Annotated in this window: 26 protein-coding genes; 6 read left to right on the top strand and 20 right to left on the bottom strand. The window is 68.2% G+C overall.

Annotation, left to right across the window (positions count from 1 at the left end):
• Positions 1-28: 28 nt before the first annotated feature.
• The 9 genes from G6N34_RS25975 to G6N34_RS25935 all read right to left on the bottom strand — a co-directional run bounded on the left by G6N34_RS25975 (position 29) and on the right by G6N34_RS25935 (position 11035).
• Positions 29-865 carry an ESX secretion-associated protein EspG gene (locus tag G6N34_RS25975; RefSeq protein WP_085152328.1) on the bottom strand — a complete coding sequence of 279 codons (837 nt, stop codon included), beginning with the start codon at positions 863-865 and terminating at the stop codon, positions 29-31.
• A 68-nt stretch (positions 866-933) separates the two neighbouring features.
• Positions 934-1218, bottom strand: coding sequence for a WXG100 family type VII secretion target (locus G6N34_RS25970; RefSeq protein ID WP_085152327.1), 285 nt, complete (start codon positions 1216-1218; stop codon positions 934-936).
• A 40-nt stretch (positions 1219-1258) separates the two neighbouring features.
• Positions 1259-1588 carry a hypothetical protein gene (locus tag G6N34_RS25965; RefSeq protein ID WP_085152326.1) on the bottom strand — a complete coding sequence of 110 codons (330 nt, stop codon included), beginning with the start codon at positions 1586-1588 and terminating at the stop codon, positions 1259-1261.
• Positions 1589-1791: 203 nt separating this feature from the next.
• The gene (locus G6N34_RS25960) at positions 1792-3006 is read right to left on the bottom strand and encodes a PPE domain-containing protein (protein ID WP_085152325.1); all 1215 of its coding nucleotides are present in this window, start codon (positions 3004-3006) and stop codon (positions 1792-1794) included.
• Positions 3007-3030: 24 nt separating this feature from the next.
• The gene (locus G6N34_RS25955; protein WP_085152324.1) at positions 3031-3357 is read right to left on the bottom strand and encodes a PE domain-containing protein; all 327 of its coding nucleotides are present in this window, start codon (positions 3355-3357) and stop codon (positions 3031-3033) included.
• 47 nt (positions 3358-3404) lie between these two features.
• Complete coding sequence (eccCa, locus tag G6N34_RS25950; protein WP_085152323.1) at positions 3405-7538, bottom strand: type VII secretion protein EccCa; 4134 nt, start codon at positions 7536-7538, stop codon at positions 3405-3407.
• 3 nt (positions 7539-7541) lie between these two features.
• On the bottom strand, positions 7542-9023 hold the full coding sequence (gene eccB, locus G6N34_RS25945) for a type VII secretion protein EccB (RefSeq protein WP_085152322.1): 1482 nt from the start codon (positions 9021-9023) through the stop codon (positions 7542-7544).
• A gap of 136 nt (positions 9024-9159) precedes the next feature.
• Positions 9160-9480 (bottom strand): DUF2710 family protein, encoded by a 321-nt coding sequence (locus G6N34_RS25940; RefSeq protein WP_109788508.1) that lies wholly within the window; start codon positions 9478-9480, stop codon positions 9160-9162.
• An 85-nt stretch (positions 9481-9565) separates the two neighbouring features.
• Complete coding sequence (locus G6N34_RS25935) at positions 9566-11035, bottom strand: DUF5631 domain-containing protein (protein WP_085152320.1); 1470 nt, start codon at positions 11033-11035, stop codon at positions 9566-9568.
• Positions 11036-11127: 92 nt separating this feature from the next.
• Between G6N34_RS25935 and G6N34_RS27665 the strand changes: the two genes are divergently transcribed.
• On the top strand, positions 11128-11271 hold the full coding sequence (locus G6N34_RS27665) for a hypothetical protein (RefSeq protein ID WP_165763656.1): 144 nt from the start codon (positions 11128-11130) through the stop codon (positions 11269-11271).
• A gap of 5 nt (positions 11272-11276) precedes the next feature.
• Here the strand turns inward: G6N34_RS27665 and G6N34_RS25930 are convergent, their stop codons facing one another.
• The 6 genes from G6N34_RS25930 to G6N34_RS25905 form a co-directional block, all read right to left on the bottom strand.
• The gene (locus G6N34_RS25930) at positions 11277-11579 is read right to left on the bottom strand and encodes a DUF2694 family protein (RefSeq protein ID WP_085152319.1); all 303 of its coding nucleotides are present in this window, start codon (positions 11577-11579) and stop codon (positions 11277-11279) included.
• 3 nt (positions 11580-11582) lie between these two features.
• On the bottom strand, positions 11583-11894 hold the full coding sequence (locus G6N34_RS25925) for a type VII secretion target (protein WP_085152318.1): 312 nt from the start codon (positions 11892-11894) through the stop codon (positions 11583-11585).
• 11 nt (positions 11895-11905) lie between these two features.
• On the bottom strand, positions 11906-13384 hold the full coding sequence (locus tag G6N34_RS25920) for a DUF4226 domain-containing protein (protein WP_085152317.1): 1479 nt from the start codon (positions 13382-13384) through the stop codon (positions 11906-11908).
• 90 nt (positions 13385-13474) lie between these two features.
• The gene (locus G6N34_RS25915; RefSeq protein WP_085152316.1) at positions 13475-13840 is read right to left on the bottom strand and encodes a DUF4226 domain-containing protein; all 366 of its coding nucleotides are present in this window, start codon (positions 13838-13840) and stop codon (positions 13475-13477) included.
• 58 nt (positions 13841-13898) lie between these two features.
• Positions 13899-14714 carry a C40 family peptidase gene (locus G6N34_RS25910; protein WP_085152315.1) on the bottom strand — a complete coding sequence of 272 codons (816 nt, stop codon included), beginning with the start codon at positions 14712-14714 and terminating at the stop codon, positions 13899-13901.
• 8 nt (positions 14715-14722) lie between these two features.
• Entirely contained in the window at positions 14723-15133 is a 411-nt protein-coding gene (locus G6N34_RS25905; protein WP_085152314.1) for a WhiB family transcriptional regulator, read from the bottom strand.
• A gap of 143 nt (positions 15134-15276) precedes the next feature.
• On the opposite strand from G6N34_RS25905, the gene G6N34_RS25900 reads away from it, so the two are divergent.
• The gene (locus tag G6N34_RS25900; protein WP_085152313.1) at positions 15277-16023 is read left to right on the top strand and encodes a helix-turn-helix domain-containing protein; all 747 of its coding nucleotides are present in this window, start codon (positions 15277-15279) and stop codon (positions 16021-16023) included.
• On the opposite strand, the gene G6N34_RS25895 is transcribed toward G6N34_RS25900, so the two are convergent.
• Positions 16012-17082 carry a phosphotransferase family protein gene (locus G6N34_RS25895; RefSeq protein WP_234812915.1) on the bottom strand — a complete coding sequence of 357 codons (1071 nt, stop codon included), beginning with the start codon at positions 17080-17082 and terminating at the stop codon, positions 16012-16014. The two genes, G6N34_RS25900 and G6N34_RS25895, sit on opposite strands and share 12 nt — an antisense overlap.
• Positions 17083-17145: 63 nt before the next feature.
• Between G6N34_RS25895 and G6N34_RS25890 the strand changes: the two genes are divergently transcribed.
• Positions 17146-17571 carry an EVE domain-containing protein gene (locus G6N34_RS25890; protein WP_085152342.1) on the top strand — a complete coding sequence of 142 codons (426 nt, stop codon included), beginning with the start codon at positions 17146-17148 and terminating at the stop codon, positions 17569-17571.
• A 10-nt stretch (positions 17572-17581) separates the two neighbouring features.
• A complete protein-coding gene (locus G6N34_RS25885) occupies positions 17582-18439 on the top strand; it encodes a sulfurtransferase (RefSeq protein ID WP_085152312.1) in 858 nt (285 codons plus the stop codon).
• Here the strand turns inward: G6N34_RS25885 and G6N34_RS25880 are convergent.
• Complete coding sequence (locus tag G6N34_RS25880; protein WP_085152311.1) at positions 18436-20199, bottom strand: serine/threonine-protein kinase PknH/PknJ; 1764 nt, start codon at positions 20197-20199, stop codon at positions 18436-18438. The two genes, G6N34_RS25885 and G6N34_RS25880, sit on opposite strands and share 4 nt — an antisense overlap.
• A 197-nt stretch (positions 20200-20396) precedes the next feature.
• Between G6N34_RS25880 and G6N34_RS25875 the strand changes: the two genes are divergently transcribed.
• Together G6N34_RS25875 and G6N34_RS28190 are read left to right on the top strand one after the other, a co-directional pair.
• Positions 20397-22238 carry a fatty acyl-AMP ligase gene (locus G6N34_RS25875; protein ID WP_085152310.1) on the top strand — a complete coding sequence of 614 codons (1842 nt, stop codon included), beginning with the start codon at positions 20397-20399 and terminating at the stop codon, positions 22236-22238.
• Between the two features lie 412 nt (positions 22239-22650).
• The gene (locus G6N34_RS28190) at positions 22651-22821 is read left to right on the top strand and encodes a hypothetical protein (RefSeq protein WP_234812914.1); all 171 of its coding nucleotides are present in this window, start codon (positions 22651-22653) and stop codon (positions 22819-22821) included.
• On the opposite strand, the gene G6N34_RS25865 is transcribed toward G6N34_RS28190, so the two are convergent.
• The 3 genes from G6N34_RS25865 to G6N34_RS25855 all read right to left on the bottom strand — a co-directional run bounded on the left by G6N34_RS25865 (position 22800) and on the right by G6N34_RS25855 (position 25313).
• Positions 22800-22964 carry a hypothetical protein gene (locus G6N34_RS25865; RefSeq protein ID WP_163645543.1) on the bottom strand — a complete coding sequence of 55 codons (165 nt, stop codon included), beginning with the start codon at positions 22962-22964 and terminating at the stop codon, positions 22800-22802. The genes G6N34_RS28190 and G6N34_RS25865 overlap by 22 nt on opposite strands.
• Before the next feature lie 82 nt (positions 22965-23046).
• On the bottom strand, positions 23047-24069 hold the full coding sequence (locus G6N34_RS25860; protein WP_109788507.1) for a cobalamin B12-binding domain-containing protein: 1023 nt from the start codon (positions 24067-24069) through the stop codon (positions 23047-23049).
• On the bottom strand, positions 24057-25313 hold the full coding sequence (locus G6N34_RS25855) for a PP2C family protein-serine/threonine phosphatase (protein WP_234812913.1): 1257 nt from the start codon (positions 25311-25313) through the stop codon (positions 24057-24059). Before G6N34_RS25855 ends, G6N34_RS25860 begins: the two co-directional genes overlap by 13 nt.
• Between the last annotated feature and the right edge of the window lie 166 nt (positions 25314-25479).

Raw genomic sequence — 25479 nt, 5'->3', positions numbered from 1 at the left:
ATGCTAACGCCGGCGCAGATGTACCCACTTACACAACCTTTCGGTACGAATACCACTCGCTGCTGGACGGAAGCCCTTGCAGCAGTTGATTCACGGCGTCGACGATCGATTTTGGCGATCCCGGGCTGACCATCATCCATCTCCGGTTGTCGCGATGGAAGATCTCGTACACCAGGCGGCCCTCCGGGGTGTCGACAATCGTGACGGAGGTCTGTCCGACCAGTGTGCGCGTCGCCGATCCATCTTCGACCCCGGACTGCACCGCCACCATCGAGGCCTGCGCTGAGCGCTCCGGATCGGAGGCCAACATCAACAGGCGCACCTGATCAGCGTCCAGGCCGTGGGCCGTCAACCAGCGGCGCATGGCGCCGCGGTCATGCGTCGCGGCGACGATCTTGTCAGCGTCGACGGTCACAGGCCGCAGCGGGGCGGGATCCTGACTGCCGCACAACCTTTCGATCTGGTCACCGATCAGGGCACTTGCCGCGCCCTGCACGGTGGCGGTGCCGGCTCCGCTGATCCGGACCAGCTCATCGGACCGCTCGAGAGCCACCCACCATTGCGCGAAACGTGCCAGCAGCACGCGGCGTGGTGGTCCCTCGTCGGCGGGTGTGATGATGTTGATGACCAGCGCGACATCACGTTTGGCTATCACGGTGAGCCACTCGAGAACTGGACCGTCGACCACCCCGTCGGCGTCGATGACACCCTGGTCGCGCAGTTCAGTCGCCATGGGATGGTCGAGCGCGGCCTGCTTGGGCTCCACACTGGGAATGTGCGGTCGCAGTGCCAGTTCAGGTGCCAGCACTTCGATGCCCGACAGCACCTGCAGCACCCAGAGGCCGTCGATCGTCGTCGTCAGCATGTTCTCTCCCCCGACATGGGGCGGGGTGCACGCCAGGCGTGCACCCCGTCCGCTGGTGTGATGTCAGTTCACATCAAGGTTGCGAGCGAGTTGTCCGTGTCGGTGGCGTTCCCGAGCACCGTGTGGACGGTGTGCGCGAACTTCGTCACGGTGTCGATGAGGTGCTCGAAACTCTTCATGAACTCCGCCTGGTTGTAGGCGTAGGTCGTGGCGTTGGCACCGCCGAACTCGCCCAGCAGGGCATTGGTCCGGTTGTGGACGTCGGCGTAGTCGTCGCCCATGCCCGCGGCGTTGTTCGCGACGCGGTCGGCGCTGTCGGCGATGGCGGCCTTGTTGTAGGTGATCTGTGTCATTGGTGGTCGGCTCCTTGTATGTCCGGGGTGGCGGGGTGGCTCAGCGGCCGATCGAGCCCAGGACCGACTGCAGCTGCGCCACGGAGTCGACCTCGCTGTTGTCCATTCGGTCCGCGGTGGTGCCGAGGTGCTCGGCCAGCGCGGTGCCGTGCTGGAGGATCTTCTGCATATCGGTGTTGATCTCGGCCATCGTCTGCATCGCCATCACCGCCGCCGGTCCCTTGAAAGCGCCCGAGCCGACGAGTTCCTCGATCAGGTTGGTGCAGTCCTTCGACAGGTGACTGCTCTGCATCATCGCCGACAACACCGACGTCATGGTGTCGCGCAGCTGCTCCGGTGGGACGTCGATGATGCCTTGTGCCTCTGCCATATTCGTGTCTCCCTTGCTGATCGATTCCCCCCCGTCGCGGGGACGTGAATTCGAGTCTATGGGCATCTGAGCGGCTGTCACTTCACCAATTAGCAAAGGTGTGAGTATCCCACTCGACGTCCGCAGAACCCCCTACAAGTACATCTGCACAGGCAATATAGGCGACAACTGCCGTTGTCGCCACACCTAGTTGTTATCCACAGCTATTCCCTGTCGGGGCGGTCCCCCTCCACCACGATGCGGGCTCGGGTCACCGCCTGCTGATCGCCTTCCCCGCCCTGCCCGCGAGCCAGCATTCCGGCAGGCGCCATCGGCATTGCGCCGCCGCCGTGGCCAACCGCGGTGGGGCCACGAAGCTCGGCGCTGCTGAGCAGTCCCGGTCCTCGCAGGCCCGCTGGCCGGCCACCGCTGTCCTGACCGAAGCTGCTCACCGGTCGGGTGTAACTCGTAAGGCCCTGTGCCGCACCGACTCCGCCGATGCCGCCACCACCTCCCGCGGTCGGACCCAGACCCGCCACACCCGGTGCGCCGACACCGCCCGCGCGGAGCGCCTCGGCGGAGAACGCGCCAGACTGCGGGCCGTTGAGGGCGCCCCCGAACATCCCGGTGAAGTTCTGCATCATCCCCATCACGGGCTGCATCGCCTTCTCCGGCAAGCTCAAGACCGACTCAAATGCCTTGGGCACGGCCTCGAATCCCTGCTGCAGCGGTTGCAGGGCCTTGCCCGCGATGTCGGTGAACGACCCGAGGCCCCCCTGACTTCCCGACGCGGCCTGCGACGCCGCCTGGCTTGAGGCGCGCATCGCGTCCCCCGCTGCACCCGTGGCTGCGGACTCCGCGACCGCGGCAGCCGCGGTGGCGGGCGCCGCCGGAGAGGCCCCCGGTGGCGTGATCGGCGGCGGCAGCGCGAGCGCCGGGATCAGCGACACCAGGGTCGCCGAGTAGGTGGCACCCGTGCTGGTGTTGTTGGGCCAGAAATGCCCGAAGTACTCGAGATCCAGGGCGATCAGCTGGGGCGTGAACATCCCGGGTAACGCGAGGTTGAGGTTGTTGAACACCACCCACTCCTCGCGGTTGGCCACACACAGCGCCGCCGGAATCATCGCCGAATACGCTGTGGTGTAAGCGTTTACGGCCGTCGTGATGATCGGGGGCTTCTCGGCCAGCCACCCGAACAGCAGGTGCGCGGCGGTGTTCAGTCCCGTCACCGTAGTGGTCGACGAAATGTTGGTGGCACCCTGGAACTCCGCGTTCAGCGCCCCCATGTTGGCCGCCGAGACGCCTGCGGCGACCTCGGTGCCGGCCATCTCGGCGGTGTAGGCCGCCAGGGCCGTGAGCATGGTGGCCGGACCAGTGCCGCCTTTTAGCAGCAAATCATTGGCGTCGGGCGTTCGAATTGCCCAACCCGGATCGAGCATGGGTGTCAGTCCGCTGTGATGCGCTCAGAGCGCGGTGCTGATCGCCGCGGTGGTGGCCCGAATCGACTCCGTCGTCTCGAACACCGCGCCTGCGAGGCCCTGCGCTCCCGCAAACATGCCTCGCTGTACGGCGTGTTCGGTGATGGCGCCGACATAGGCGGCGCCGGCGGCCCGCAACGCGTCGGCGAAGACTTCCGACGTGGGATCGGCACCCATCGGAAGCACACCGAGCAGCGCCGCTGCGGCAGCGGCCGCGCTGCCGCCCTGCGAGGCGGCGATGCCCGCCTCTGTGGCTGCCGACAGGCCCACCATGGGCGGTGTCACGTCGACGATCGGATTCCCCGCGCTCATTGCCATCTCCTCCCCCGCGCCCCAGTCAGCTGCGGCATTGTTCGATACTAAGGTGTGTCCAGCGTGGGTGCAGACACAAATTTCGACTCTGTGGACTCATCCGTCTCAGGTTGCCCAACAAGCACACCCTCGATGTGACCCTCCGTGGTAACCATCAGCGCGCGACCCGGCGGCAACTGCTGTGCGCTGACGCGGCCGAACACCTTCACCGCCGACGGATCGTTGTCCATGTACAGCGTCGGCGCGCGTGAACTGGTCAGGCGCTGCAGCAGCGGATTCATTGCCGACACTCCGGCCCAGTTTCCCGGCAACCGCGACGCGATCACGTGCAGGCCGATTTCGCGACTGCGTTCGATCAACGGCACCAGCGGCGCGATCGCGGCGGGCTTGCCCAGCACCGCCCCGTTGGGCCGCAGTTCCTGCTCGTCGTCGATCAGCACGAAGATGTGCGGCCCGTCCCAGGTCGAGCGATTCAGCAACTCCTCCTGACTCAGACCAGACGGCGGCAGCCGCAGGGTGAGCTCCTGTGCCACCGATTCGAGCACGCCGTCGATGTCCTCGGCCGTGTAGGCGTAGGCGCGCACATGGGGGCCCTGCACCTTTCCGATGAGGCTCGTCTTCGGGTCGATGATGACGATCTGGGCCTGTTCCGGGGGCAGCGCTGCCATGACGGACTGTCCGAACGCGGCCAGCGCCGAGGTCTTCCCGCAGCCCTGGCGCCCCATCACCAACAGGTTCGGTGTCGATCGGGCACTCAGGCACACGGGCTGCAGCGCGGTCTCGCCCATCGCGAACGGGATGTCCCAGGGGTCGGCCCCAGTCGGACCAGCGCGGTGCACGGCGACGAGGTCGCGCAGCGCGATCCGGTCCGGCAGGCGGACCAGCGTGTCGACCCGACCAGCACCCGTGACACCGGCGATCACCCGGCCCACCTGACGGGTCGTGATCCGCTCGCCCTGCGGCCCCGTGATCTCCGGCAGACCGACCAGCAGTTCGTGGCTGGTTCGGGTGATCCCGAAGCCCGGTCGGTCGAGGACTCGCCGGGCGGCCTTGCGGTGTTCGATGCCGGTGCCCATCGCAGTCTCATCAGGGTTGCTCAGCCGCAACTCAATTCGCGAGTTGGACACCATGACCAGGGCCTGTCGCTGACCGACCAACCATCCGTTTGAGCTGGACATGACGTGGATGCCGTAGGACAGGCCCTGGCGCGCCAGGGTGATCACCCGGTCGCCGGCGGTCATGTCCTTTTCGTAGAGGTCACCGAAGTTGTCGACCACCAGGAACACGTCACCGAACTTGTCGCCGGGATCGGTGCCTGCGCCGCCGGCGGGGCCGAATCGGCGCTCCCTGAACTCGGAGATGTCGATCTGGTACCGCTTGAAGGCGGCCTCGCGGGCGCGGATCAGACCCTCCAGCGTCGCGATGGTGCGCGAGACACCCTCGGTGTCAGTGACACTCACGACGCCGGCGACATGCGGCAGGTCCTCGATCGCGTACAGCGTGGCTCCGATGCAGAAGAACGTCACGCGCTCGGGTCGGTACATCAAGGCGGCCGACGTCATCAGCGTCATGAGCGTCGTCGATTTCCCGCGCTGTGCGGTGCCGACCACCATGACGTTGTCCATCTCCACGTCCAGGACATGCACCGTCTGCACATGGTCTTCGGGGATGTCGACGACGCCGACGGGGATGACCAGGCCGGGATTCTGGCCGTAGTCGATGTGCCACGGCTTGCCGCGGTGGCGCTGCACCAGCGCGTCGGCTCCCTCCGAGACCTCCAGCGGCGGCAGCCAGATCTGGTGTGGCGGTCGGGCCGGATGCGCGGTCAGCGAGTCCCGGATCACCTCGAGCAGCTTCTTTTTCTTGAAACCATCAGCGTGGTAGAGGAACTCGTCCGGTTCGTCGGGTTCGTCGGCGACCGCGAGCGCGGCGCTGTCCTCGTCCGAGAGCGGTTGGTACTCCCATGTCAGCGACTTGGGCTGGCCGAAGCTCAAGTCGACCGTACGGTCGACCGCGACCTTCTTGGGCAGCACGAACGGTGCCGAGACATAGAAGCAGCGGAATTGTTCGAGTTCGCGCGGACCCACCTTCAACAACGCGTAGCCGTTCTCCTGCGACGGCAGGTGCAGGGCCGCGTCGCTGCCGATCACGTCGCGAGAGTCCTCGGCCGTCTCGGCACGCAGTGCCACCCGGAATGCGATGTTGCTCTTGACCTTGCTCAATGACGAGAGGTCGAGGCGCTGGCCACCGAGCGTGAAGAAGACGTTGCAGCCGCGACCCTCCTGACCGATGTGGATGACGAGGTCGATCCAGTCGCTGTGGTGGTGGAACAGTTCGAGGTACTCGTCGATGATGACCAGCAGCACCGGAACGGGTTCGAGGTCGCGGCCCGCCAGACGCATCTCCTCGTACTCGTTGGCGTCACGCGCACCGGCGTCCTTGAACAGGCGGTAGCGGCGGGCGATCTCACCGTTGATGGCCTTGCGCATGCGTTCGGCGAGGTGGCGATCATCCTTGCCGAGGTTGGACAGCGATCCGGCCACGTGCGGCAGACCCTCGAGGTCCTGGGCCGCGGACTCGAACTTCATGTCGACGAAGATCACGACGAAGGTCTCGGGTGAGTGCGTCAGCGCGATGCCGTTGCACAGCGACAGGAAGTACTCCGACTTGCCTGCACCCGAGGTGCCGATCACCACGGAGTGGAACCCGTATCCGCCGAAGTCCTTGGCGCGCAGGATGATGTGTTCAAGCTCGCCGTCGGCGCGGACACCCACCGGGACCATCCCCCACTTGGGGTCGCCGCGCCCGCGGCGCTCCGCCCACAGTCGATCCACGTCCAGGCTGCGCGGATCCGTGATGCCGAGCAGACGCAGCAGTTGGCCGCCCTGGCTGTCCATCGCCGACATCTCGCCCACGGTGCTCGGTGACCATCGGGCCAGGGCCCGTCCGTACCGGTCCGCGGTGCTCACGGCGAGCATGTCGGCCACCGCATAGAAGGCGTCGCGGTGCCTCAGTCGGCCCTCGCGCAGTTCGAACCGTTCGTCGGCATCGGCGAACCCGACACCGACCCCGGGCCGAGTGGCCAACCGCAGCACCGTGATCCCGGCCATGCCCTTCTGTCCCGTGACGCCCTCCCACTGTTCGGGCGTGCCGACGTTGTCGTCGACGATCACCCAGTGCGGACCAAGGGCGTTGGGGGACGAGGCTTCGATGGGCGAAGGCATCGACAGCGGACTGCTGCCGGACGGCGGGGCCCACGGGCCCCGGCCCTTCCGGTGCAGTTCGGCGTCCAGTGCAGTTTCGAGTTCGGTGGGTGAGGAGAACACCAGGCGGCGCATGCCGCAGGCGTCGAACATCTCGTCGTGCTGGTTGTGGGGCAACCACACCAACCACTCCCAGTCCTCCGGATGGCGGGTCACCACCATGAGTTTGACGTCGCTGGGACTGTGATAGACGGCCAGTGAACACAACACCGACCGCATCAGGCTGCGCAGTTCCGTCATATCGTCGCCGGCGAAACTGAATCCGGGCCGCGAGCGCAGGCTGACGACCTTGCCGATACCGCGGATTCGGCTCTGCTCCAGGATGAAGTCGCGCAGAGCGCGTCCCGTCACGGGTTCCAGTTCCTCGCCGATGGGGACCTCGGGCCACTGCAGTGAGACCGCGGATTCGCTGGTCTGTTGGATTCCGATGCCGAGTCGGACGTCGAGGAAGGCGACGTCACTGGGGCGCCGCTCCCACATCCGGGGACCACCGATCACGGTGTCCAGACACTGCGGATCACCATGCACGAACAGTTGACTGCGTCGGTGCTCCTGCGCCGCGCGCTGGATCTCGTCGCGATCCTCGTCCAACTGGCGCAGGTACACCCTGCGCTGCTTCTCCTGCTCGCCCCACGACATCTTGCGGGACCGGCCGAATCGCCCGCTGAACATCATCGCCGCGAAGCCGATCAGGCCGATCATCGGGAAGAACCCGGACTGCATCGACCGGGCGCCCGACGCGTACATCACCACGAGTGTGCCGAGAATGCCCACCAACAGCGCCGGAATCGCGATCATCAGCAGGATGTTCCGCGGTTCGCGCTCGGGCAGCGCCAACGGCGGCGCAACGGCGACGCGCGCCGGAGGCACGACCTGGACCGTCTTGCGCGGTCCGCGAACAAAGCCTCTCTTGGACATCGGCTACCCTCCCGCGCCCGGAATCAGGGCCGCAGTCCCGCCGCCCGGCAGTGTGTCCCTGGCCAACAGCGCATCCGATCGGCTGATCGGTGGTCCCGCGGCGAACGTCCGGACGATGGGCCACGGCGCCTGCACCGCCAACCCCGGATTGAGCCCGACCGCATTCAAAGTCGAATCATCCCAACTGATTCCGTAACGGACACCCTGCGGTGAGATCCAGTACAGGCTCTCGCGGGTGTCGGCGGTGACCACACCGCTTGTGGTCGCGACGAAGTTCGCCGCACCGGGCAGGATCAACGTCTGGTCGGCTTCCACCGAATCTGGGTGGCGGTCGTTGCGGACCAGTCGGACCAGGCGGCTGTCCTGGCTCGGCGAGACGGGCAGACCCCTCCCGTTGAACACCGAGACGGCGGCCTGACGATCGGTGGCCATCTTCTCCCAGACGACGCATGTGGTCGGATTGGCTTCGGTGTCGACGAACTGGAACTTGCTGCTCGGGTAGAAGCCCACGTTGAGCACGTCCACGTCGGGGATGTCGACGAGTTTGTTCGGCGACACCAGCACCGGAGCGACCGAGGACTGTGAGACGGCGGTGCGCAACAGGTCGGCGACGAACGCGCTGACCTTCTGCACTCCCGACGGCAGCAGGACATAGAAGCCGCTGACGGTGCCCGCGGCGTCCTGACTCTGCAGGACTGTCCCCACCGCGGCGTCCGGCAGCCATCGCGATCGGGAACCGAGTTCCGGGATCGCCGGAACAACCAGCGGTTCCGTTGCGGGCAGGGCATCGAACAGCGCGTTGGACATCCTGATCGGGAAGGTCTCGCCGGGGTCGAGTCCGAGGTTGAAGGTCAGCGTCCGGTCCGCCGGATCGATGCGCGAACGCCGTCCATCCCAGATCACGTAGGTCTGGTCGCCGTGGGTCGCGAGAACCGCCTGCTCGGGCGCCATCGGCGCGGCGCGGCCCACCCGCGACAGCTGTCCGGCGATGGCCGTCACGATCGGCGGCGTCCCCGTGCGCCGGGCCGGGGCGGTGTCGCACACCGACCACGCCGAGACGGCTCCGGTAGTCACCGCGAGATCCTCGGGGGCACCGGGGATTCCGATTCGTGGTCCCGTGGGGAACTTCAGGATCTCGCTGGATTTGACCCAGACGGGCTTGGCGTTGCTGCCGGTGGCGAGTCGGGCTGAGGTCAGGTTCAGCGCCGGGTACAGACGCCCGTCGATCTTGGCGTACACCGCGCCCGTGTCGCGGTCGCCGACGATGTTCGAGTCACCCACCAGGCCGGCGGGTTTGATCACGTGCAGCAGCGCCATCCAGCCGACACCGATCAGGACGAAGACGATCGAAAGTGCCACCGCTGCACTCTGTTTGCGGTCGTCGTGCTTCATCCGCACGGAGAATCGTGTGATGGCGGCCTTGAGTCTGCGGTTGTAGAACAGGTGCCCCGAGTTCTGATCTCGATTGGACAGGTTCAGCGGCACGGTCGAGATCCTTTCGGCGGACTGGCGAAAGACGCTGTGCTCACATGCGGTCGGTCCGCTTTTTCACCATAAGGGCGCCGAATACCGGCCAATGACACCAATTTCCCGGTCGCAACTGTCCTGCGCGGGGCGCCCATCAGCGCAGGCCGCCGCCATAGCGGGTGGCGTTGTCCGCCACAGCCTCGTCGCGCAGGGCCGCGAACGCGACGTTCAACCGCTGGGCCAACTCGTCGTGCGAGTACTCGGTGATCTTCGGGTGCAACGTCAGCTCCACGAGCTTTCCGTCCACATTGGCAACGGCATGTATATCCCCCATGTCCACCGTGAAAGTGATCCGCTCAGCCTCGGCGACCAGCGCTTCCCACATGTCGGCAGCTTCGCTGAGTTCCCGCAGCACCGCCTCAACCAGGGCCTTGTCGTCGGTTGGTCCCTCCGCGCCCCCTGGCCCCGACACGATCGTGATTATGTGCAGCCAAAACCAGCAACGTCAATTCAGGACGCGGGTTACCGCTGTGCCGGGTATCAGCAAAATTCCGGCGACCTCACCCGGAGGTCCGCGACGTCCCCTCCGTGACCTGCCAACCGGACCCGCCCGACGACGTGAGTTCGAGGAACCAGGCGAAGTGATAGTTCGCGGCGATCCGATCGCCGGTGACGAGCGCTTCGGTGGCCGCAAGCAGCAGGCAGGTGGTCAGGAGTCGGTCGTTGACGTCCGGGTATTGGGCGAACACCTGGTAACGCGCGGTGTCCACATGCACCCGCAGAACGTCCACCTCGGCGTCGACCACGCCGGTGCCACTGGCCCCGGCCTTGGCCATGGTGTGCGTCATCCGGGGCAGACCGTCTCGCCACTGAGTGGCCTCGATCAATCGCCAGCCGAGATCGGCCACCTCGATGAGAGTGCGGGCGTCCTTCGACGGCGCCGTGACGTCCTCCTCTGCGTTCCTGGGGAACGCATCACCAGGCCGGTAGGTCACGATCCGTTCTGCCGATCCCACCATGTTCGCCAGACCGCCGCGTCGCCGTTCGGGCGGCAGCACCTCGACGCCCGCCGGCAGGTCGATGCCGGACGGCACCCACCCGTAGGCGAGGTCGGTGGCCAGCACCGTGGTGCCATCGGCGCGGTCCGCCACCACCCACCCCAGTCCGGGTTCCTGACGGGCCACGAACTGCAGGAGTCGCCGCAGGCGCTGGTCGGCCGATTCCACCGAGGTGGGTTCGTGGCCGTTCACCGAGATCGGTGGCGGCGCAGTCGCCGCCGTCGGCGCCGGTGGTGACGGCTGCGGCGACGGCGGTGTCTGTGTCGTTATCGGCATCTCGGGGACGCCCACGGACCCGGTGGTGTCCGGGTCGTCAATGGTCGACTCGATCACGACACTGTCGGTGATGTCTTCGAGCACTGGCGGGGCGGGCCGGGGATGGGGCATTGTCGCCGCATCCACAACGGTGGGTTCCTCGAACACCGGCCGAGGAACGGGTGCTGTCATCTCAACAACGGTGGGTTCCTCAGGCACCGGCCTGGATTTCGGCACCGTGACGACCGTGGGCGGTTCCTCAGGCACCGGCCTGGGTTTCGGCGCCCCGGTCGGCTGGCCCGTGACCACGAGGGTCGGTTCCTCCGTCCCGGATCCCAGGCCCAAGTGGGGCGGCACGAAGCCCACCGGTTCCCTGCGAAGGTGCCTGATGGTCGACTCGACGCGGAGCACAGCGAATGCGCGGGCCACGTTGACGACTCTGGCCTCCTCGGCCTGGCGAATCGGTTCGGGCAGTCCGGCTTCGGCGAGTTCGCGCAGCCTGTCGTTGGCAGAGTCCGCAATCCGGTTCAGATCGTTCTTGAGATAGGTTGCCACGGTGGCTGTTTCGGCCGTCACCTGGTTGAGTTCCGCAGGCCACAGCCCGCCCAACACCCATGGCGTGCAGTCCACCGGGGTCCGGAAGGCCGGAATCGACAACGCCTGCTGCGTCGCCTTGCGCATGCGCTGCCGCGCCGCTCTCCTGCCGAACCTCGCCACCTGAGCAAGAGTACCGGGGTGTGCGAGCCTGTCAGTTCACAGATTCGTCGGAATGAATTGTGCGGTCACGGAGGCTTCAGTAGCGTCGTGACATGGCCGATTCGGTGCTGCAGCAGCAGTTGGACGAGGTTCGCGCGATGCTGGCCAAGGCTCGGGAACTGTTCGGCGCCAACCCCATCGCACCGCCGTCCGACATCGCTCCGCCAGCCGACACCGCGCAGCGATGGGTGCGCTGAGGAGGTCAGTCCTCCGCTTCGAGTCGGTGCTCCCGGAGACGCTCGATCGCCCGCCCCAGATCACGTGGCCCGGGCACATCGTCTGATGGCGTGTGACCCGCGGCGATGATCTCGTCCCGCACCTCCATCAGGGCCTTGTGATACGACACCTCAGCGGTGCGTTTGATCGCCTCAGCCAGGGTGCCCGCTTCGGCGCTCAGCGCGGCCTCGGCGAGGACCACGCTGTGCAGGTAACCACCGCGACAGCTGCGGAACAGGATGTGCCCGCTGGGGTGGATGGCGTCGAACTCGGGGTTGGGCTCGTTCACGCGTCAGGCCGGATCGTCGTGCACGGCCTGGATTCGCCGGGCCCGTTCATCCTCGTCGGCCTCCCACGTCACTGCCGCGTGCTCGAGGTGCCGGGCCATGTCAGCGTGGTCGCTGGCCTGTTGCTCGTAGCTGGCCCGACGCTGGTCCAGCAGCGTTCGGCCAGCTTCTCGCAGTTCGGCGAAGATCGGTCCCAGGGAATCAAGGCTCTGCTGGATGGCGTCGTGGCTCTGCGGAACCGCGGACAGCTGCTCGGCGGCGGCACCGTGTTGGCGCGCGGCCTCACGCAGGTGTTCGGTGTCGATGTTGATGTCCATCAGGAACCTTTCTATCCTGCGCGACCGGCGACGGCCGGGCGCGTCGGAGCGGGCTTCGCGGTGTCACTGGGCGCATTGGCCGGTCCCGAGGACGGCGCGGTGCCGCTCTCCGGCGGATGCAGCCAGCCTAGAAAACTCGGGCCACTGACGGTGGTGATCGGCTGCACCTGCCCGTCGACGAAGGCGCGCTGACGGTCGAGGGCCACGGCCTGGCGGTCGGAGAACATCGCCACGTCGCCGGTCGAGACCCGGCTGGGATCGACCGGATGCGGGACCGCGCTGCCCGGCGGTGGGATCGAGAGGCCGTGACGGTGATACGCCTCCGCCACCGACGTACCCGCGAGGACCGCACGGAGTGCTTCAGCCACCGCGGGTGTCGGCGCGTTGACGTGGCTGCCGTCGGGCAGGCGGACTGCGGTCGAGGGCGCTTCGGGTGCGGACGGCTCATCTGGGCCCGTGGCGGCGTCGTCCTCGTCGTCCTCCGCGGTGTCGGCCGCGGGTGCCTGATCCTCGGCCAACAGCTCTTCAAGGGTGAGCCCGTCGAGCGGATCTCGAAGCACACCGCCGTCGGCTCCTGCTCCGGATCGGGTGAGGCCCGACGGCATCAGCCCCGGCAGACTCGGCAGGCTCGCGGGCAGGCCGCCCGACGCTGGCGACGTCGCGGGCATCGACGGCAGCGCCGGCATCGACACTGCCGGTGCCGGCGATGCTGGGTTCAGCGGTCCGGGCGGGACAGCAGGTGCCGCAGGTGCCGGTGTGGGCGCGAATCCGAGGTCTGCCCATGGATCGGCCAGCAGATCGGCGGGCACATCGGCGCCATAGGGCAGCAACGGTTCCGATGGCGAAGTCCCGCTTCGCGGCGGTGGTGGTGCCGGCGGCGCGGTCTCGGCATCAGCCGGCGCGGCTACGCGTTTGGTGGACTCGTACAGCGCGGTCCATGCGGTGGCCATCGCGGCCTTGGACCGGTCGTCGAGGTGAGCGTTCTCGACGATGGCGCCGATCTGGCGCAGTCTGTCGGCGAGGAACCGTTGGAAGTCGCGGGCGCCCGCCGGGGTGTCCAGATCGGTCCGCGACTGCACGGCGTGTTCGATCTCCTCCTGCAGGGCGCTGAGCTTCTCGGCCCCGTCGGCGCTGGTCGCGTGGGCGTTGAGGATGGCCGAGATCACCAGCAGGTCGAGCGTCGCGGTCGACGAATTCTGGCGCGCGAGATCGCTTTCGGCCTTCTTGATCGCCGTCGCTTCCTCGCCCTGCTGTGGGCCGGGCGCGGGGGCCTTTGGAGCGCCGGGCGTGATCGGGGCACCCGTCTTCGCTTCGAAGAGGGCCGGGTGATTGGCGCGGATCTTGGCGACGACGGCCGCCAGGGCGGCAGGCGGCGACACGGGCATGGTAGCCGTGGCGATCTCGACCTCATTGAGGCCGCGCTGCCATGCCTGGGAGTCGCCCGTGACCGCGCTCAGGTGTCGCATCGCGGCCAGAAGGTCGTCCTGCACGCTCAACGTGGTGCCTCCATGCGCCGGACCTTACGGAGCAGGCGCGGAGGTGACAATTCACCGCGACCGCGCCTGTGGACTGCTTGTGGACTACTCGGACTGCCGTGTGCCGTATTGCGCCGAGAGTCCCTGCAGGACAGCCGTCTTCGCCGCCGCATCGGATGCCGCATCGGCCACGACGGAGTGAATCTCCCGCAGCTTCTCGACCAGGAAGCGTTGCACCGCAAGCACTCCGGCGGCAGTGTCCAGACCAAGCTCATCCTGGTGGGTCACCAGTGCCTCGACTTCGTCTTCGATGTCGTCGAGACGGCGCCGCGCCGCCAGTGTCGCGGTGTGCGCATCCGCCACCACAGCCGCCAGAACGCGGTCGGCGGTGGCGAGGTTGTTGCGCCGGGCGAGTACGGCCGACTGCCGCGCATCGAGCACCGCGGCCGCGTCACCCGCCTGCTCGGTCATGGCTGTGAAGCTACTCCCGATCCTTGGGGGTCGACAATTCACGAATGAGCCGGTCTGCCTAGGCCAGTGGCCGCCGGATCACCACGTTGTCGCCGAGTGGACTCACTCGCACATTCGCGCCCGTGTACGGGGCCTCGACGACCATCCCGTTGCCGATCGCCATCTGCACATGGCCCGAGTGCGGGAAGACCAGATCGCCGGGCCGAACCTGAGAGCGTGGCACCGCGATTCCGTCATCGATCTGGTCATAGGTGGTCCTGTCGATCTGGACGCCCGCCTGACGGTAGGCCCACTGCACCAAGCCGGAGCAGTCGAATCGGTCGGGACCGGTGGCCCCCCAGACATAGGGTCGGCCCAGCCGCGACAGGGCTGCGCGCACGGCGACCGCGGCCCTGGTGTCACCGGGGGCCAGGGGCGCTCCCCCGGACTGCCTGAACCGCTGCAGCACCCGGTAACGCAGGGCGCGCAGAATCGCCAACCGCAGCGCCGCGCGCCGACGAGCGGTGACGACATGGCCGTGCTGAGTACGCAGTCGCGCCGCCGCACGACGGATCGCTTCACGTTGTGCCACCGGTGAATCCGCGGCACCGCCGGTGTCGCGGCGGGCCTCGTCGAGGACCTGCCGGGTCAACGACAGCGCACGCGCATGGTCCTGCTGCGCCCCCGAGAGGACGCCGCCGAGCGCGGAGTCCGTCTGGGCCGCCGTCCGCTGGGCCAGCACCGCGGCCTGTCGACGGGCCCGGTAGGCGTCGAGCGCCCGGCTGCCGCCATCGACCGCTGGCATCTGCACGTGTCCGGCAGTCAACGGGGCCGAAGGCAGCACGGCCGTCGTGAACAATCGGTGCGCCCGCAGCAGGACCTCCAGTTCGGTCATGGCCGCACTCAGGCGGCGGCGTCGTCGGCCGGGATGCGGTGGAAGACCGCGGCCACCGCCGGCAGCACGTCCCGTTCGCGGCGCTCGAGCAGCGCGGCGTTCTCGGGCAGTTCGCGGGCGCTGATCTCGCCGGTGGCGATCCTGCGCAGGACCTCGTGTGCGTGCTCGAGTTCGCCGCGCTTGCGGTACTGGTTGCCGGGCAGTTTCACTCCCGCCCACACGCCGAACTCCACCTCGTGGTCCACCGCATGCTGGGCGCATCGCCGCTGTTGTGCGAGCGGGCATCGGCGCAGGCAGAGGGTTCGGGCCTGGACCGCCGCTGTCTCGTAGGACCGGTTCTTGGCCGGACCATGGCCCCCGTCGTCGTCGGGATAGCCGAACCAAAGGTCAGGATCTGAAGCGCAGGGGTGGGTGAACATGCGTCCGACTCCTCTCAGCGGAAAACTGTGTCGGAAGCGTATATGCGAACGCGGCATCTCGCAATAAAACGTATTCAATAACGTATATGCATACCGATAGAACTGGGTCTGTGTACGATCCTCTGCATGGCTGGAGAGTCCCGTTGAGCCGCGAATCCGCAGGCGCTGCGATCCGCCAGTTGCGCGAGGCCCGCGACTGGTCCCTGGCCGATCTCGCCGAGGCGTCCGGCGTCAGCGTGATGGGGCTGAGCTTCCTGGAGCGCGGTGCCCGAAAACCGCACAAAAGCACAGTACAAAAGGTTGAGAATGGCCTCGGCCTGCCTCCCGGAAGCTACGCCCGACTCCTCGCTGCCGCCGATGCCCAGTCCGAGGCCAGCCAGTTGACGGCCAGTGGTTCGCCGCCCGGGACCCATGTCGCGGCCGCTGTCACCGCCGATCCCGGCACCGACATCGCGGTACTGGTGGGGTACGCCGAAGCTCAGCTGGAGACGCTCAACTCGGTGATCGCCCGGCTTCCCGCGCCGTCGTCAAACGAATACGAAAACGTCGTCACCTCGGTGCTCGCCCAGTGCGTCAAGGCGGAGCAGCTGACCGCCAACTCGTGGCGGGTGGCGGTCAACACCGGTGGGGAATCCGCATCGGCCCTGCTCAGTCACCTTCGCGCGCTGGAGGCCACCCGGCAGTCGCTGCTGACTCGCCTGGCCGGCAGCGTGGGTGCCCAACTCGACCGCGCCTGCCGTGAGTCGAATCTGCCCGAGGTGATGGTGTGTGCGCTATTGGGTGTCGTGCCTGCGCAGCTGTGGGAGATCCGCAACGGCGGCGCCATCGCGCCCAACGTCCTGCGGCGAGTGCGCGCTTTCGTCGACGCGGCACCAGGCTCAGGTCAGTGAGCTGATCAGCTCCAGGCTCTCGAGTTCGCGGATCGCGCGGCACCCTCGTTCGAGCATCGCGAGCACCATGTCGTCGCCACGTTCGGTGGACGCGGCGAACGCGAAGCCGAACGTCGTAATGAGCGGCGCCTGCAACGTGCCCAATCGGTAATCGCGCCAACATGTCTCGGCGTCGAAGCCGTCGACACCCAGGCGCTGCAGTTCGCGGTGGTACTCGGCCACCAGATCCCGTTCGATCTCGGCGCGAACCTTGGGCAGCAGGCTGGTGGCGGTGAAGTAGGCCAGGTCGCGGGTCGGCAGGCCGACGGTCAGTGTCTGCCAGTCCACCACGGTCACCGTCGTGCGATCCGGATCGAACAGCAGGTTGTCAGCCCGAAAGTCGCCGTGCAGCAGCGCGAACCGATCCGGTTCGAGCAGCAGCCAGTCGGTCACCGCGTCCGCGGCGGCGGCCAGGGTGCCCCGGTCGGCGGCGCTCATCCGCGGTCCCAGTCGGGAGATCGTCGTCTCGGCGGCCATTGTCGCCAAGGCGCCCATCCCCTGCGCGAAGTCCGCCGTGGGGCGTGGCATCGTCGCACCGGTGAAGCTGTCCCACGTCGGATCGCACCACCGGGGTCCGTGCAGTCCGGCCAGCGCGGTCACGGCCAGCGCGGCTTCGGCCGGAGTGCAGCCCGCGATCTGGTCTCCCTGTTCGGCGGGGGCCAAGTCCGCGAGCACCAGGACGAAATCCGCACCGTCGCGGTCCATCTCGCAGTGATACACCCTCGGCAACGGGACCGCGACGGTGGCCGCCACTTCGGTGTAGAACGCGTGCTCGGAGCGGTAACCCAGCGCCACGCGTTCCCTCACCGCCTCCTCCTGCGACGGCAGTTTGACAATGACGGTCGCGGGAAGGTCTGGGCGCGGGTCTCGGTAGACGGGAGTCACGCGGTACGTGGCGCCGGTCTGACCGGTGCCGACGGGGACCACGGTCGCATCGACGACGTCGGCGGCCAAGATGTCGGTCAGCCATGTCGCGGTGACGTCGGCGGGACTTGCGGGTATCGCTGCGGTTGCGGGCACGGGCACCTCCTGCCTGTGGATTAGAGCACACGCGATGTCCGACCCGACGCCTAACGTCCGGTCATGACCGCATGGATCAACACCGTCGGCCGCGACCATGTCCTGCGCGGCGTGGCAGGCGGCTTCACCCAATCCGACCACGGCACACCGGATCGGCTGCGCAGACTCGTTCGCGACGATTGGGTGGCCTTCTATTCGCCCAGGACCGATCACCCCGACGGTGCGCCGTTGCAGGCGTTCACCGCTCTGGGCCGGATCGTCGACGACGAACCGTTTCAGGTGCAGATGACCGAAGGCTTCCACCCCTTCAGGCGTCGGATGGAGTTTCTCGACTGCACCGAGACACCGATCCGTCCCCTCCTCGACGGCCTCGGGTTCATCGAGGACAAGAAGCGCTGGGGCTACCGGTTTCGGTTCGGGCTGTTCCGGATCCCGGATGCCGACTTCGCCCTGATCCGTTCGGCGATGACGGCTGTGCCACCGTCGTAGGGTGAGTCCGGTGAGCACGTCGTCGTCACCGGTCCTCATCTCCCCCAGCGACCTTGCCGCGCGGTTGTCCGATCCGCGTCTGCGCATTCTCGATGTGCGCTGGACTGTGGCGGCACCCGACGGCCGAGCCGACTACCTTGCCGGGCACGTGCCGGGTGCGACGTACGTCGATCTCGACGCCGAACTGTCCGACCATTCGATCACCGGGCGGGGCCGGCATCCGCTGCCCACCGCGGCGCAACTGCAGGCCCATGCCCGCTCGTGGGGTCTCGACGACGGTGACCCGGTCGTGGTCTACGACGCCTGGGGCGGACAGGCCGCAGCCAGGGCGTGGTGGCTGCTGCGGGCCGCAGGCATCGAGGATGTCCGCCTGCTCGACGGGGGCTGGCCTGCGTGGGTGGCGGCCGGGCTTCCGGTGGAGACCGCGGCGCGTCAACCCGATCTGGGATCGGTGGAGATCAGCTCGCTCGAAGGCATGCCGACGCTGGACGGCGATGCGATTGCGGCTTTGGCCCACGCCGGCGATGGGCATGTCCTCGACGCCCGAGCTGGCGCGCGCTACCGCGGGGAGGAGGAGCCGCTGGATCCGGTGGCCGGTCACGTCCCCGGTGCGGTGTCCGCCCCGACGGCCGAGAACCTCACGGCTGCAGGTGGTTTCCGCCCAGCCACGGAACTGCAGGAGCGGTTCGCCAGCCTCGGCGCCGACACCGGGCAGGTCGCGGTGTACTGCGGTTCCGGTGTGACCGCCACGCATCAGATCGCCGCCCTGGCCATCGCCGGCATCGACGCCGCACTGTATCCGGGCTCGTGGTCGGAGTGGTCGAGCACGCCGGGGCGTCCGGTAGCGACGGGTCCCGAACCGGGTTAGTTCGGGACCCGGTCCAGGATCGCGCGGGCGATCGCCGCGGCCTGACCCGTGGGGTCGTACCGGCACACCATGGTGTCGGCCACGACGTTGTTGCGGGCGCCGACGGCGCGTTCGCAGCCCCAGCCGTTGCCGCCCTCGCGGATCTCCCGCATCGAGACCACTCCGTCCTCCGTGGTGGGCGCGCCGAAGGTGTATCGGACCGTGTCGGTGGACTGCGGATACGTCGCCATGATCATCTGGCCCTCGCACGTCCGCCATGTCTGTTCCTGCTGGTCGACGTTGCGGGTCGCGGCCTCCGCGGTGGGGAACGACACCACCACCTGGGTCACGGTGTGGCTCGGCGGACCGTCGCCGGTGTTGCGGGACATCTGCTGCTGTGTCGCGCTCCAACCGGAGTCTCCGTAGACCACACGCTGCCCGGGCAGCCATGCCCCGACACATTCCTTGTTGTCGACAGAAGCGGCGTCGTCGGAGAGCACCGGCGCCTCGCCCGTGACCACAATGCCGGTCGCCCCCGCAAGATTGGCCAATTCACTTGTGCGACTGAGCAGTCCGGGCAGTCCCGACGCCGCCACCGGCGCCACGGGCGACCCAGTGCGGCTGGTCGTCGCCGAGGTCGTCGCCGCCGTGGTGGCCGACGGATCGGCCGGAGCATCGTCGTCTCGGCTGTTGGTGAGCATGGTCGCCCCGGCGACTCCCGCGGCCACCAGGACCACTGCGCCCGCGACGGCCGCGACCATCGGCCCGCGGCGGCGAGTCCGCGGCGGTGTCAAGTTCATCGGCGGCGGCGCGTAGTGCGGGTACGACGGCGGAGCCATCCACCCGTTGGACGGCGGCGCGGCGTTGGGCGGCGGACCGGTCGTGGCTGACGGCGCGGGCATCGGCGGTGGCGCGATACGCCCCCTCGGCGCCGGGATGGTGCGGTCGTCGTTGAGGGCGGAAGCCGCGGCGGCGGCGAACTCCGCCGCGGTCTGATAGCGGCGTGCCGGGTCTTTGGCCATGGCGGTCGCGATCACCGCATCGAGCGCCGCGGGCAGGTTGTGCACCACCGCGGTCACGCGCGGCGGGGGCTGCTGCAGGTGTGCGGTCATCACCGCGGCGGCGCTCGGTGAGTCGTGGAAGGGCGCCTTCCCCGTCAGCATCCGGAACAGCGAGCAGCCCAGCGAGTAGATGTCCGAGCGGCCGTCCACCGGTTCCCCCGAGAGCACCTCGGGTGCGGCGTAGGCCAGCGTCGCGGTGACCGACCCCGTGACCGTCAGGCTCACATCGTCGAGCGCGCGGGCGATGCCGAAATCGCCCAGCAGCACGCGTTCGCGCGGGCCGGGCGGACCGGACAGCAGGAAGTTGGCGGGTTTCACGTCGCGGTGCACGACGTGGTGCTCGTGGGCGTAGTCGAGCGCCTTACCCACCTCGGTGACGATGTGCACGGCGCGGTTGGGAGTGATCGTGCCGGTCCTCAGGGCGGCGTCCGCATCGGTGCCGTCGACGAACTGCATCGCGATCCACAGCTGGCCGTCCTCGGTGGTGCCGCGGCGGTAGATCGAGGTGATGTTGGGATGGTCGAGCATCGAGGCCACGTCGGCCTCGCGGGTGAAGCGGGCCCGGAAGTCCGGGTCGCGGGACAGTTCGGCAGACAGCACCTTCAGCGCGTCGCGCCGCGGCAGTTCCGGATTGGCGACGAGGTACACCACGCCCATGCCGCCCATGCCGAGGACCCCTTCGACGCGGTATCCCGCGACGAGCGCACCGGGCGGCAACATCGGCTACCTCCCCGGTGCCGCGCCAGGCACCACGTGGTCGGCGAGCATCACATGGGCAAACATAGCGGCCGGACGGCGAGCCCGCCGCACCCGCACGCCGCAGATGTGAGACATGGTCGGCTGATGTCCCACACCGTGACCGGGATCATGGCGGGCCAATTGACGGGATTGTTAGTACAACTATTAGAGTCTCTGCGGTGTGTCGAGATGACTTCGCTGACGGAGTCAGCTTCACCGGAATCAAGGTCGCTGACTACCTGGACGCCGACGGTGCCATCGCGTTGCCGGACGGCGTGACGCTGACCTCGTATCTGGATCGCAACGTCGCAGGCCTCGGCGACGAACTGGCCTACCGCTACCTCGACTACACCCGCGGCGACGACCCCGTCGTCCACGAACTCACCTGGACCCAACTCGGCGCGCGCCTGCGTGCCGTCGGCGCCCGCCTGCAGCAGGTCTGCTCCCCCGGCGACCGCGTGGCGATCCTGGCGCCCCAGGGCAACGACTACGTCGTGGGCTTCTTCGCGGCCATCCACGCCGGCATGATCTCGGTGCCGCTGTTCGCCCCCGAACTCCCAGGTCACGCCGAACGCCTCGACGCGGTGCTCGCCGATGCCTCCCCCACGGTCGTGCTGACCACCACCGCCGCCGCGGAGTCGGTGCGCGGCTTCCTGCGCCGACACCCGGCGTCGCAGCGACCCCGGGTGATCGCCGTCGACGCCGTCCCGGACTCTGTCGGCGCGACGTTCGTGCCCGCCGTGCATGGCACCGACGACCTCGCCTACCTGCAGTACACCTCGGGGTCCACCCGGACTCCGGCTGGCGTGGAGATCACCCACCGCGGGGTGTGCACCAACGTCCTGCAGATGATCCTGGCCGGTGAACTGGACACCGACATCCGCAGCGTCAGCTGGCTCCCGCTGTACCACGACATGGGCCTGATCATGATCATGTTCCCGGCGTTGTGCGGCGGACACATCACGCTCATGAACCCCATGGCGTTTGTGCGCCGGCCGCACCGCTGGATGGTGCAGTTGGCCCGCGAGTCGGCCCAGGGCCGGGTGTTCGCGGCCGCCCCGAACTTCGCCTTCGAACTGGCCGCGCAGCGTGGCGTCCCGCAGGACACCGAGGGTTTCGACCTCAGCAACGTCGTCGGTCTGCTCAACGGCTCCGAACCGGTCAGCCTGGCCGCGATCGAAGCGTTCAACGCGACCTTCGGCCCCTACGGTCTGCCGCCCTCGGCGGTCAAGCCGTCCTACGGCATGGCCGAGGCGACGCTGTCGGTGGCCTCCGTGCCGCCGGCCGCGGTACCCAGCGCGCTGTACCTGCACCGCGGCGAACTCAGCAAGGGCCTCGCGGTGCCCGTCAGCCCGGACCACTCCGAGGGTGTCCCCTACGTTTCGTGCGGACAGATGATCCCCAGCCAGTGGGGCGTCGTCGTCGACTCCGAGATCGCTGCTGAACTGCCCGCGCGCCACGTCGGCGAGATCTGGCTGCACGGCGACAACATCGGCCGCGGCTACTGGGGCCGCGAAGAGGAGACCCAGACGGTCTTCGGTAACAAGCTGCAGTCCCGGCAGCCCGAGAACAGCCACGCCGAGGGCGCCCCGGACTCCGGTCTGTGGCTGCGCACCGGCGATCTCGGCGTGTACATCGAGGATGAGCTCTACATCATCGGCCGCATCAAGGACGTCATCATCGTCGACGGCCGCAACCACTACCCCCAGGACATCGAGGCCACGGTGTCGGCTGCCTCACCGGCCGTGCGTTCCGGCTATGTGACGGCATTTGCGTTGTCCGCCAATGACTCCGGTGGATCCGGGGAGCAGTTGGTGATCATCGCCGAGCGCGCCACCGGTGCGGGCAAGGCCGAGCCTGAGCCCGTCGCGGCGGCGATCCGCGCGGCCGTGTCACGTCAGCACGGCCTGCCCGTCGCCGATGTGCGCCTGGTGCCCGCCGGGGCGATTCCGCGCACCACCAGCGGCAAGTTGGCCCGCAACGCGTGCCGCACGGAATACCTGGCCGGCGCGTTCAACTGACTCTTTCCCGCCAACGACCCCGCTGAGCGGGGCCCCGCGGTCTGCGGCCCGCCACTCGCGAGAGTGCGCTCAGGGCTGTTTCGGATCGCCGGCCACAGCCCTGGACGCACCTTCGGCACCCGGAGACGCCTCGAGCGGTGCGACGATATCGCGGTGTCGATACCCCGCCGGATTCCAGCGCTGTTCGCCGTGACGCTCACGCTCACGGCAGTACGCCACTGGCACACGGGGTGGGGAGCCACCGCCGGCGAGCGGGCGCAGACGCTGCCCGGCGACGAACACCCGGTGTCCCGATTCGGGATGCACGCAACCCGGGCGCTGACGATCGACGCCGCTCCCGCGCTGGTGTGGCCGTGGATTGTGCAGCTGGGCCTGGGTACTGCGACCGCTGCCGGACGGTGGCACCCGTCTGGTGACCCGGCTGCGCACCTCCTACACAAAGCCCGGCACCCTGGCGTTCGCGCCGATCCTCGAACTCGCGGACTTCCCGATGTACCGCAGGATGCTGCTGGGAATCAAGGAACGGGCCGAGCTGACCGCACGTCGGCCAGGGTCACCCGCTCACTCGCGGTCGTTGGGATAGTCCTCGTCAGACACGTCGACCGCCTCATGCTGCTCGACGTAGTCGGCGGGGTCCGCCTCGATCGGCAGCTCGCCGAGGTCCTCCTCTTCGGGCGACTCCAGGGGGGTCGCCTGCTCTGCGAGATCTCCAGGATCTGCGGTCATGCTGTGTCCCTCCGACTCGGTTGCGGTCGTGCGTTGACGCGATATCGAGTATCCAGCGTGCGGCCTTTCGAATCCAGAATCCTCAGCCGAGGCGAAAGTGCTCGCTGATCAGACCGGTGCTCAGCGGATAGTCCAACAGCGTCGCGCCCAGCACCCGGCCCATCTCCTCGATCGCCGGCCCAACCTCGACACCGCGGTGGGCCAGCAGTTCTCCCGTCCACAACGCGGTCTCCGAAACCGGGCGTGGGTCACCTGTCAACAGTGCCGCCGAGACCGCGTGCAGCGTCTGCGGTACGGCGTCTCGGGCCACGGCACGCAACGCGGTCTGCTCGGGGCCGGATGCTTCGTCGGCGGTCACGCTCCACTGGCGGATCACGCGATCCACGAGGTCAGCATGCGCCAATTCCAGGGCGCCCTGCTCCTGCGCGGGCGCCTCGGGCAGTGGAGACACCGGCGACACCACGACAGGGAGGGCGTCCATCGCCTCGAGTGCGCCGACCGCATCCGCGGCCCACGCCGTCGCACCGAGCGCCGCGGCCCTGACCGCGTCCCCACCGAGGGCGGGACCGCCGACCACCACCGGCACACCGGCCGATGTGCTCGCCTCGATGAAGCGGCGGGTGGTCGGGATCGAACCCAACACCGAACAACTGATGGCGACCGCCTCGGGGCCGACGTCCTGGATGTACTGGCTCAGGCGCAGCGGTGATGTCGCCGGTCCCAGCGGAGTGGTCTGCCACCCGGCAGTCCGGAGGACGCACCCGATGATGGCTGCGGGCAGCCAATGCCATTCCCGCTCAGCGCAGGTCACGATCACATGCCCGCAGGTGACGGGAACTTCTGCGGCCCGTCGGGCGACGACTTCGGTGGCGGCCATCGCCATCGCGGTGGCCGCATGCTCCTGCGCCACCGACCATTCGCCGCGCTGCCATCGTTGGCCGATGACGCGTTGGGAGGTCGCCACGACGTCGGTGAGGACCGACAACGGGGCCATCCCGTCATCGAGCATCTTGTCCACCAGCGCAACGACTCTGGGCCTGTCAGATGCGGCGACGGCGGCCTCGTACTCTTCCAGCACCTCCGGCGCGGGATCTAGACGCTGCATGTGACGGCCAGCAGAGCGATGTCGTCGTGGGCGTGGCCGTCGAGATACTCCATGACGTCCTGCTCCACCGCTTCGCAGACGACCTCGGGAGAGGCACCGGCGTAGGCGGGCAGCATGGCGCGCAGTCTCTCCAGCCCGTACTGGCCCGCGTTTCCCCACGCCTCATCGACCCCGTCGGTGAACATCAGCATCGTGTCACCGGGTTCGAGGCGGAAAGACGTTGCGCCGTATTGGACTTCGGCGACGAGGGCGGCGGCCGTGCCGTACACCACGATCTGCTCGACGCGCCCGTCGGCGCGCAGCACCAAAGGCGGCGGATGGCCAGCGGTGGCCAGATCGACGTCGACACCGGTGCCGTCGGGTCGTGGCCGCAGCCTCGCACACAGCACCGTCACGAACTGCGTCGACGACGGGTTGTAGAGCACGGTGTTCGTCACACCCAGAACCGCCGCGGGATCGCGATCGAAATGGGCTGCGGTGCGGATACTTTGGCGAGCCTGCCCGGTCAGCGCCGCTGCCTCGACGCCCTTGCCGCACACGTCGCCGAGCGCGACCAGCCAGTCACCGTCACTCCCGACGACGTCGTAGAAGTCACCACCGATGTCGAGGTGTTCGGCCGCAGGCCGATAGCACGCGGCCAACCGCAGACCGGGGATGTTGGGCAGCGACGGCGGCCGCAGGCTCTGCTGCAGCACCGACGCGACACGGGTCTGCTCCCGATACAGCCGGGCCGAGTCCAGGGCCAGTGCGGCCCTCGCGGCGACGTGCTGCGCGAAGGCGACCTCGTCAGCGCTGAACCCGCCGTCCGCCCGGCGCAGCAGCACCAGCGCGCCGAAGGTTGCGCCGCGGGCCGTGAGCCCCACCCCGAGCACCTCGGCGGGAGCCAGCGCGTGGGCGGACTCGATGAACGGTTCGGCGGGCACCAGCCCCGAAAGGTCACAGCCCTGGATGCGTTCGGGGTGACCGGTGCGCAGGACACGGTCGAGGGGCAGTCCGGCCAACTCGGCGCGGGCGATGCCGACCCCGCCCGGGGCGGCGTCGCCCAGCAGCGTCAGCGCGCCGGGCCGCCCGTCGGGGATCACGACCATGGCCCAGTCGGCGAGCGTGGGTTGAATGAGATCGACCAATTGCAGTGCGGTGCGCCGTAGATTCAGCGATCCGCTCAGCGTCACGGCCACGTCCTCGGCCAACTGATCAATAGACCGAATCCCTGCGACGTTCTCGACTTCAGGGTGGATGGTCACACAAGTCCTCATCAGATCAGCGGGGGAAGACATCTTCCGGCGATGCACACCAGCGACTGCCCCCCGCGGGCTTTCCTCGATGACGAAGCTGCGAACTCAACCTCTGCCTCGACGTTACCCGAGGACAGCGACTTCTGAACGGGATAAAGAAGGCACCGCTCGAGGC

This window comes from Mycolicibacterium confluentis, from assembly GCF_010729895.1.
Lineage (GTDB): Bacteria > Actinomycetota > Actinomycetes > Mycobacteriales > Mycobacteriaceae > Mycobacterium > Mycobacterium confluentis.
This window is presented reverse-complemented; position numbering and strand designations above follow the sequence as displayed.

Excerpts from the sequence above, each read along its gene's own strand:
- eccCa (WP_085152323.1), bottom strand. The coding sequence starts at position 7,538 with ATGTCCAAGAGAGGCTTTGTTCGCGGACCGCGCAAGACGGTCCAGGTC.
- G6N34_RS25970 (WP_085152327.1), bottom strand. The coding sequence starts at position 1,218 with ATGACACAGATCACCTACAACAAGGCCGCCATCGCCGACAGCGCCGAC.
- G6N34_RS25975 (WP_085152328.1), bottom strand. The coding sequence starts at position 865 with ATGCTGACGACGACGATCGACGGCCTCTGGGTGCTGCAGGTGCTGTCG.
- G6N34_RS25915 (WP_085152316.1), bottom strand. The coding sequence starts at position 13,840 with ATGACCGAGCAGGCGGGTGACGCGGCCGCGGTGCTCGATGCGCGGCAG.
- G6N34_RS25925 (WP_085152318.1), bottom strand. The coding sequence starts at position 11,894 with ATGGACATCAACATCGACACCGAACACCTGCGTGAGGCCGCGCGCCAA.
- G6N34_RS25880 (WP_085152311.1), bottom strand. The coding sequence starts at position 20,199 with ATGTTGCCGCCCGGTGCGCTCGTCGCGGGATACCGCGTCGAAGGGGTC.
- G6N34_RS25865 (WP_163645543.1), bottom strand. The coding sequence starts at position 22,964 with ATGACCGCAGATCCTGGAGATCTCGCAGAGCAGGCGACCCCCCTGGAG.
- G6N34_RS25965 (WP_085152326.1), bottom strand. The coding sequence starts at position 1,588 with ATGGCAGAGGCACAAGGCATCATCGACGTCCCACCGGAGCAGCTGCGC.
- G6N34_RS25910 (WP_085152315.1), bottom strand. The coding sequence starts at position 14,714 with ATGACCGAACTGGAGGTCCTGCTGCGGGCGCACCGATTGTTCACGACG.
- G6N34_RS25905 (WP_085152314.1), bottom strand. The coding sequence starts at position 15,133 with ATGTTCACCCACCCCTGCGCTTCAGATCCTGACCTTTGGTTCGGCTAT.
- G6N34_RS25890 (WP_085152342.1), top strand. The coding sequence starts at position 17,146 with ATGACCGCATGGATCAACACCGTCGGCCGCGACCATGTCCTGCGCGGC.
- G6N34_RS25860 (WP_109788507.1), bottom strand. The coding sequence starts at position 24,069 with ATGCAGCGTCTAGATCCCGCGCCGGAGGTGCTGGAAGAGTACGAGGCC.
- G6N34_RS25960 (WP_085152325.1), bottom strand. The coding sequence starts at position 3,006 with ATGCTCGATCCGGGTTGGGCAATTCGAACGCCCGACGCCAATGATTTG.
- G6N34_RS27665 (WP_165763656.1), top strand. The coding sequence starts at position 11,128 with ATGGCCGATTCGGTGCTGCAGCAGCAGTTGGACGAGGTTCGCGCGATG.
- G6N34_RS25955 (WP_085152324.1), bottom strand. The coding sequence starts at position 3,357 with ATGAGCGCGGGGAATCCGATCGTCGACGTGACACCGCCCATGGTGGGC.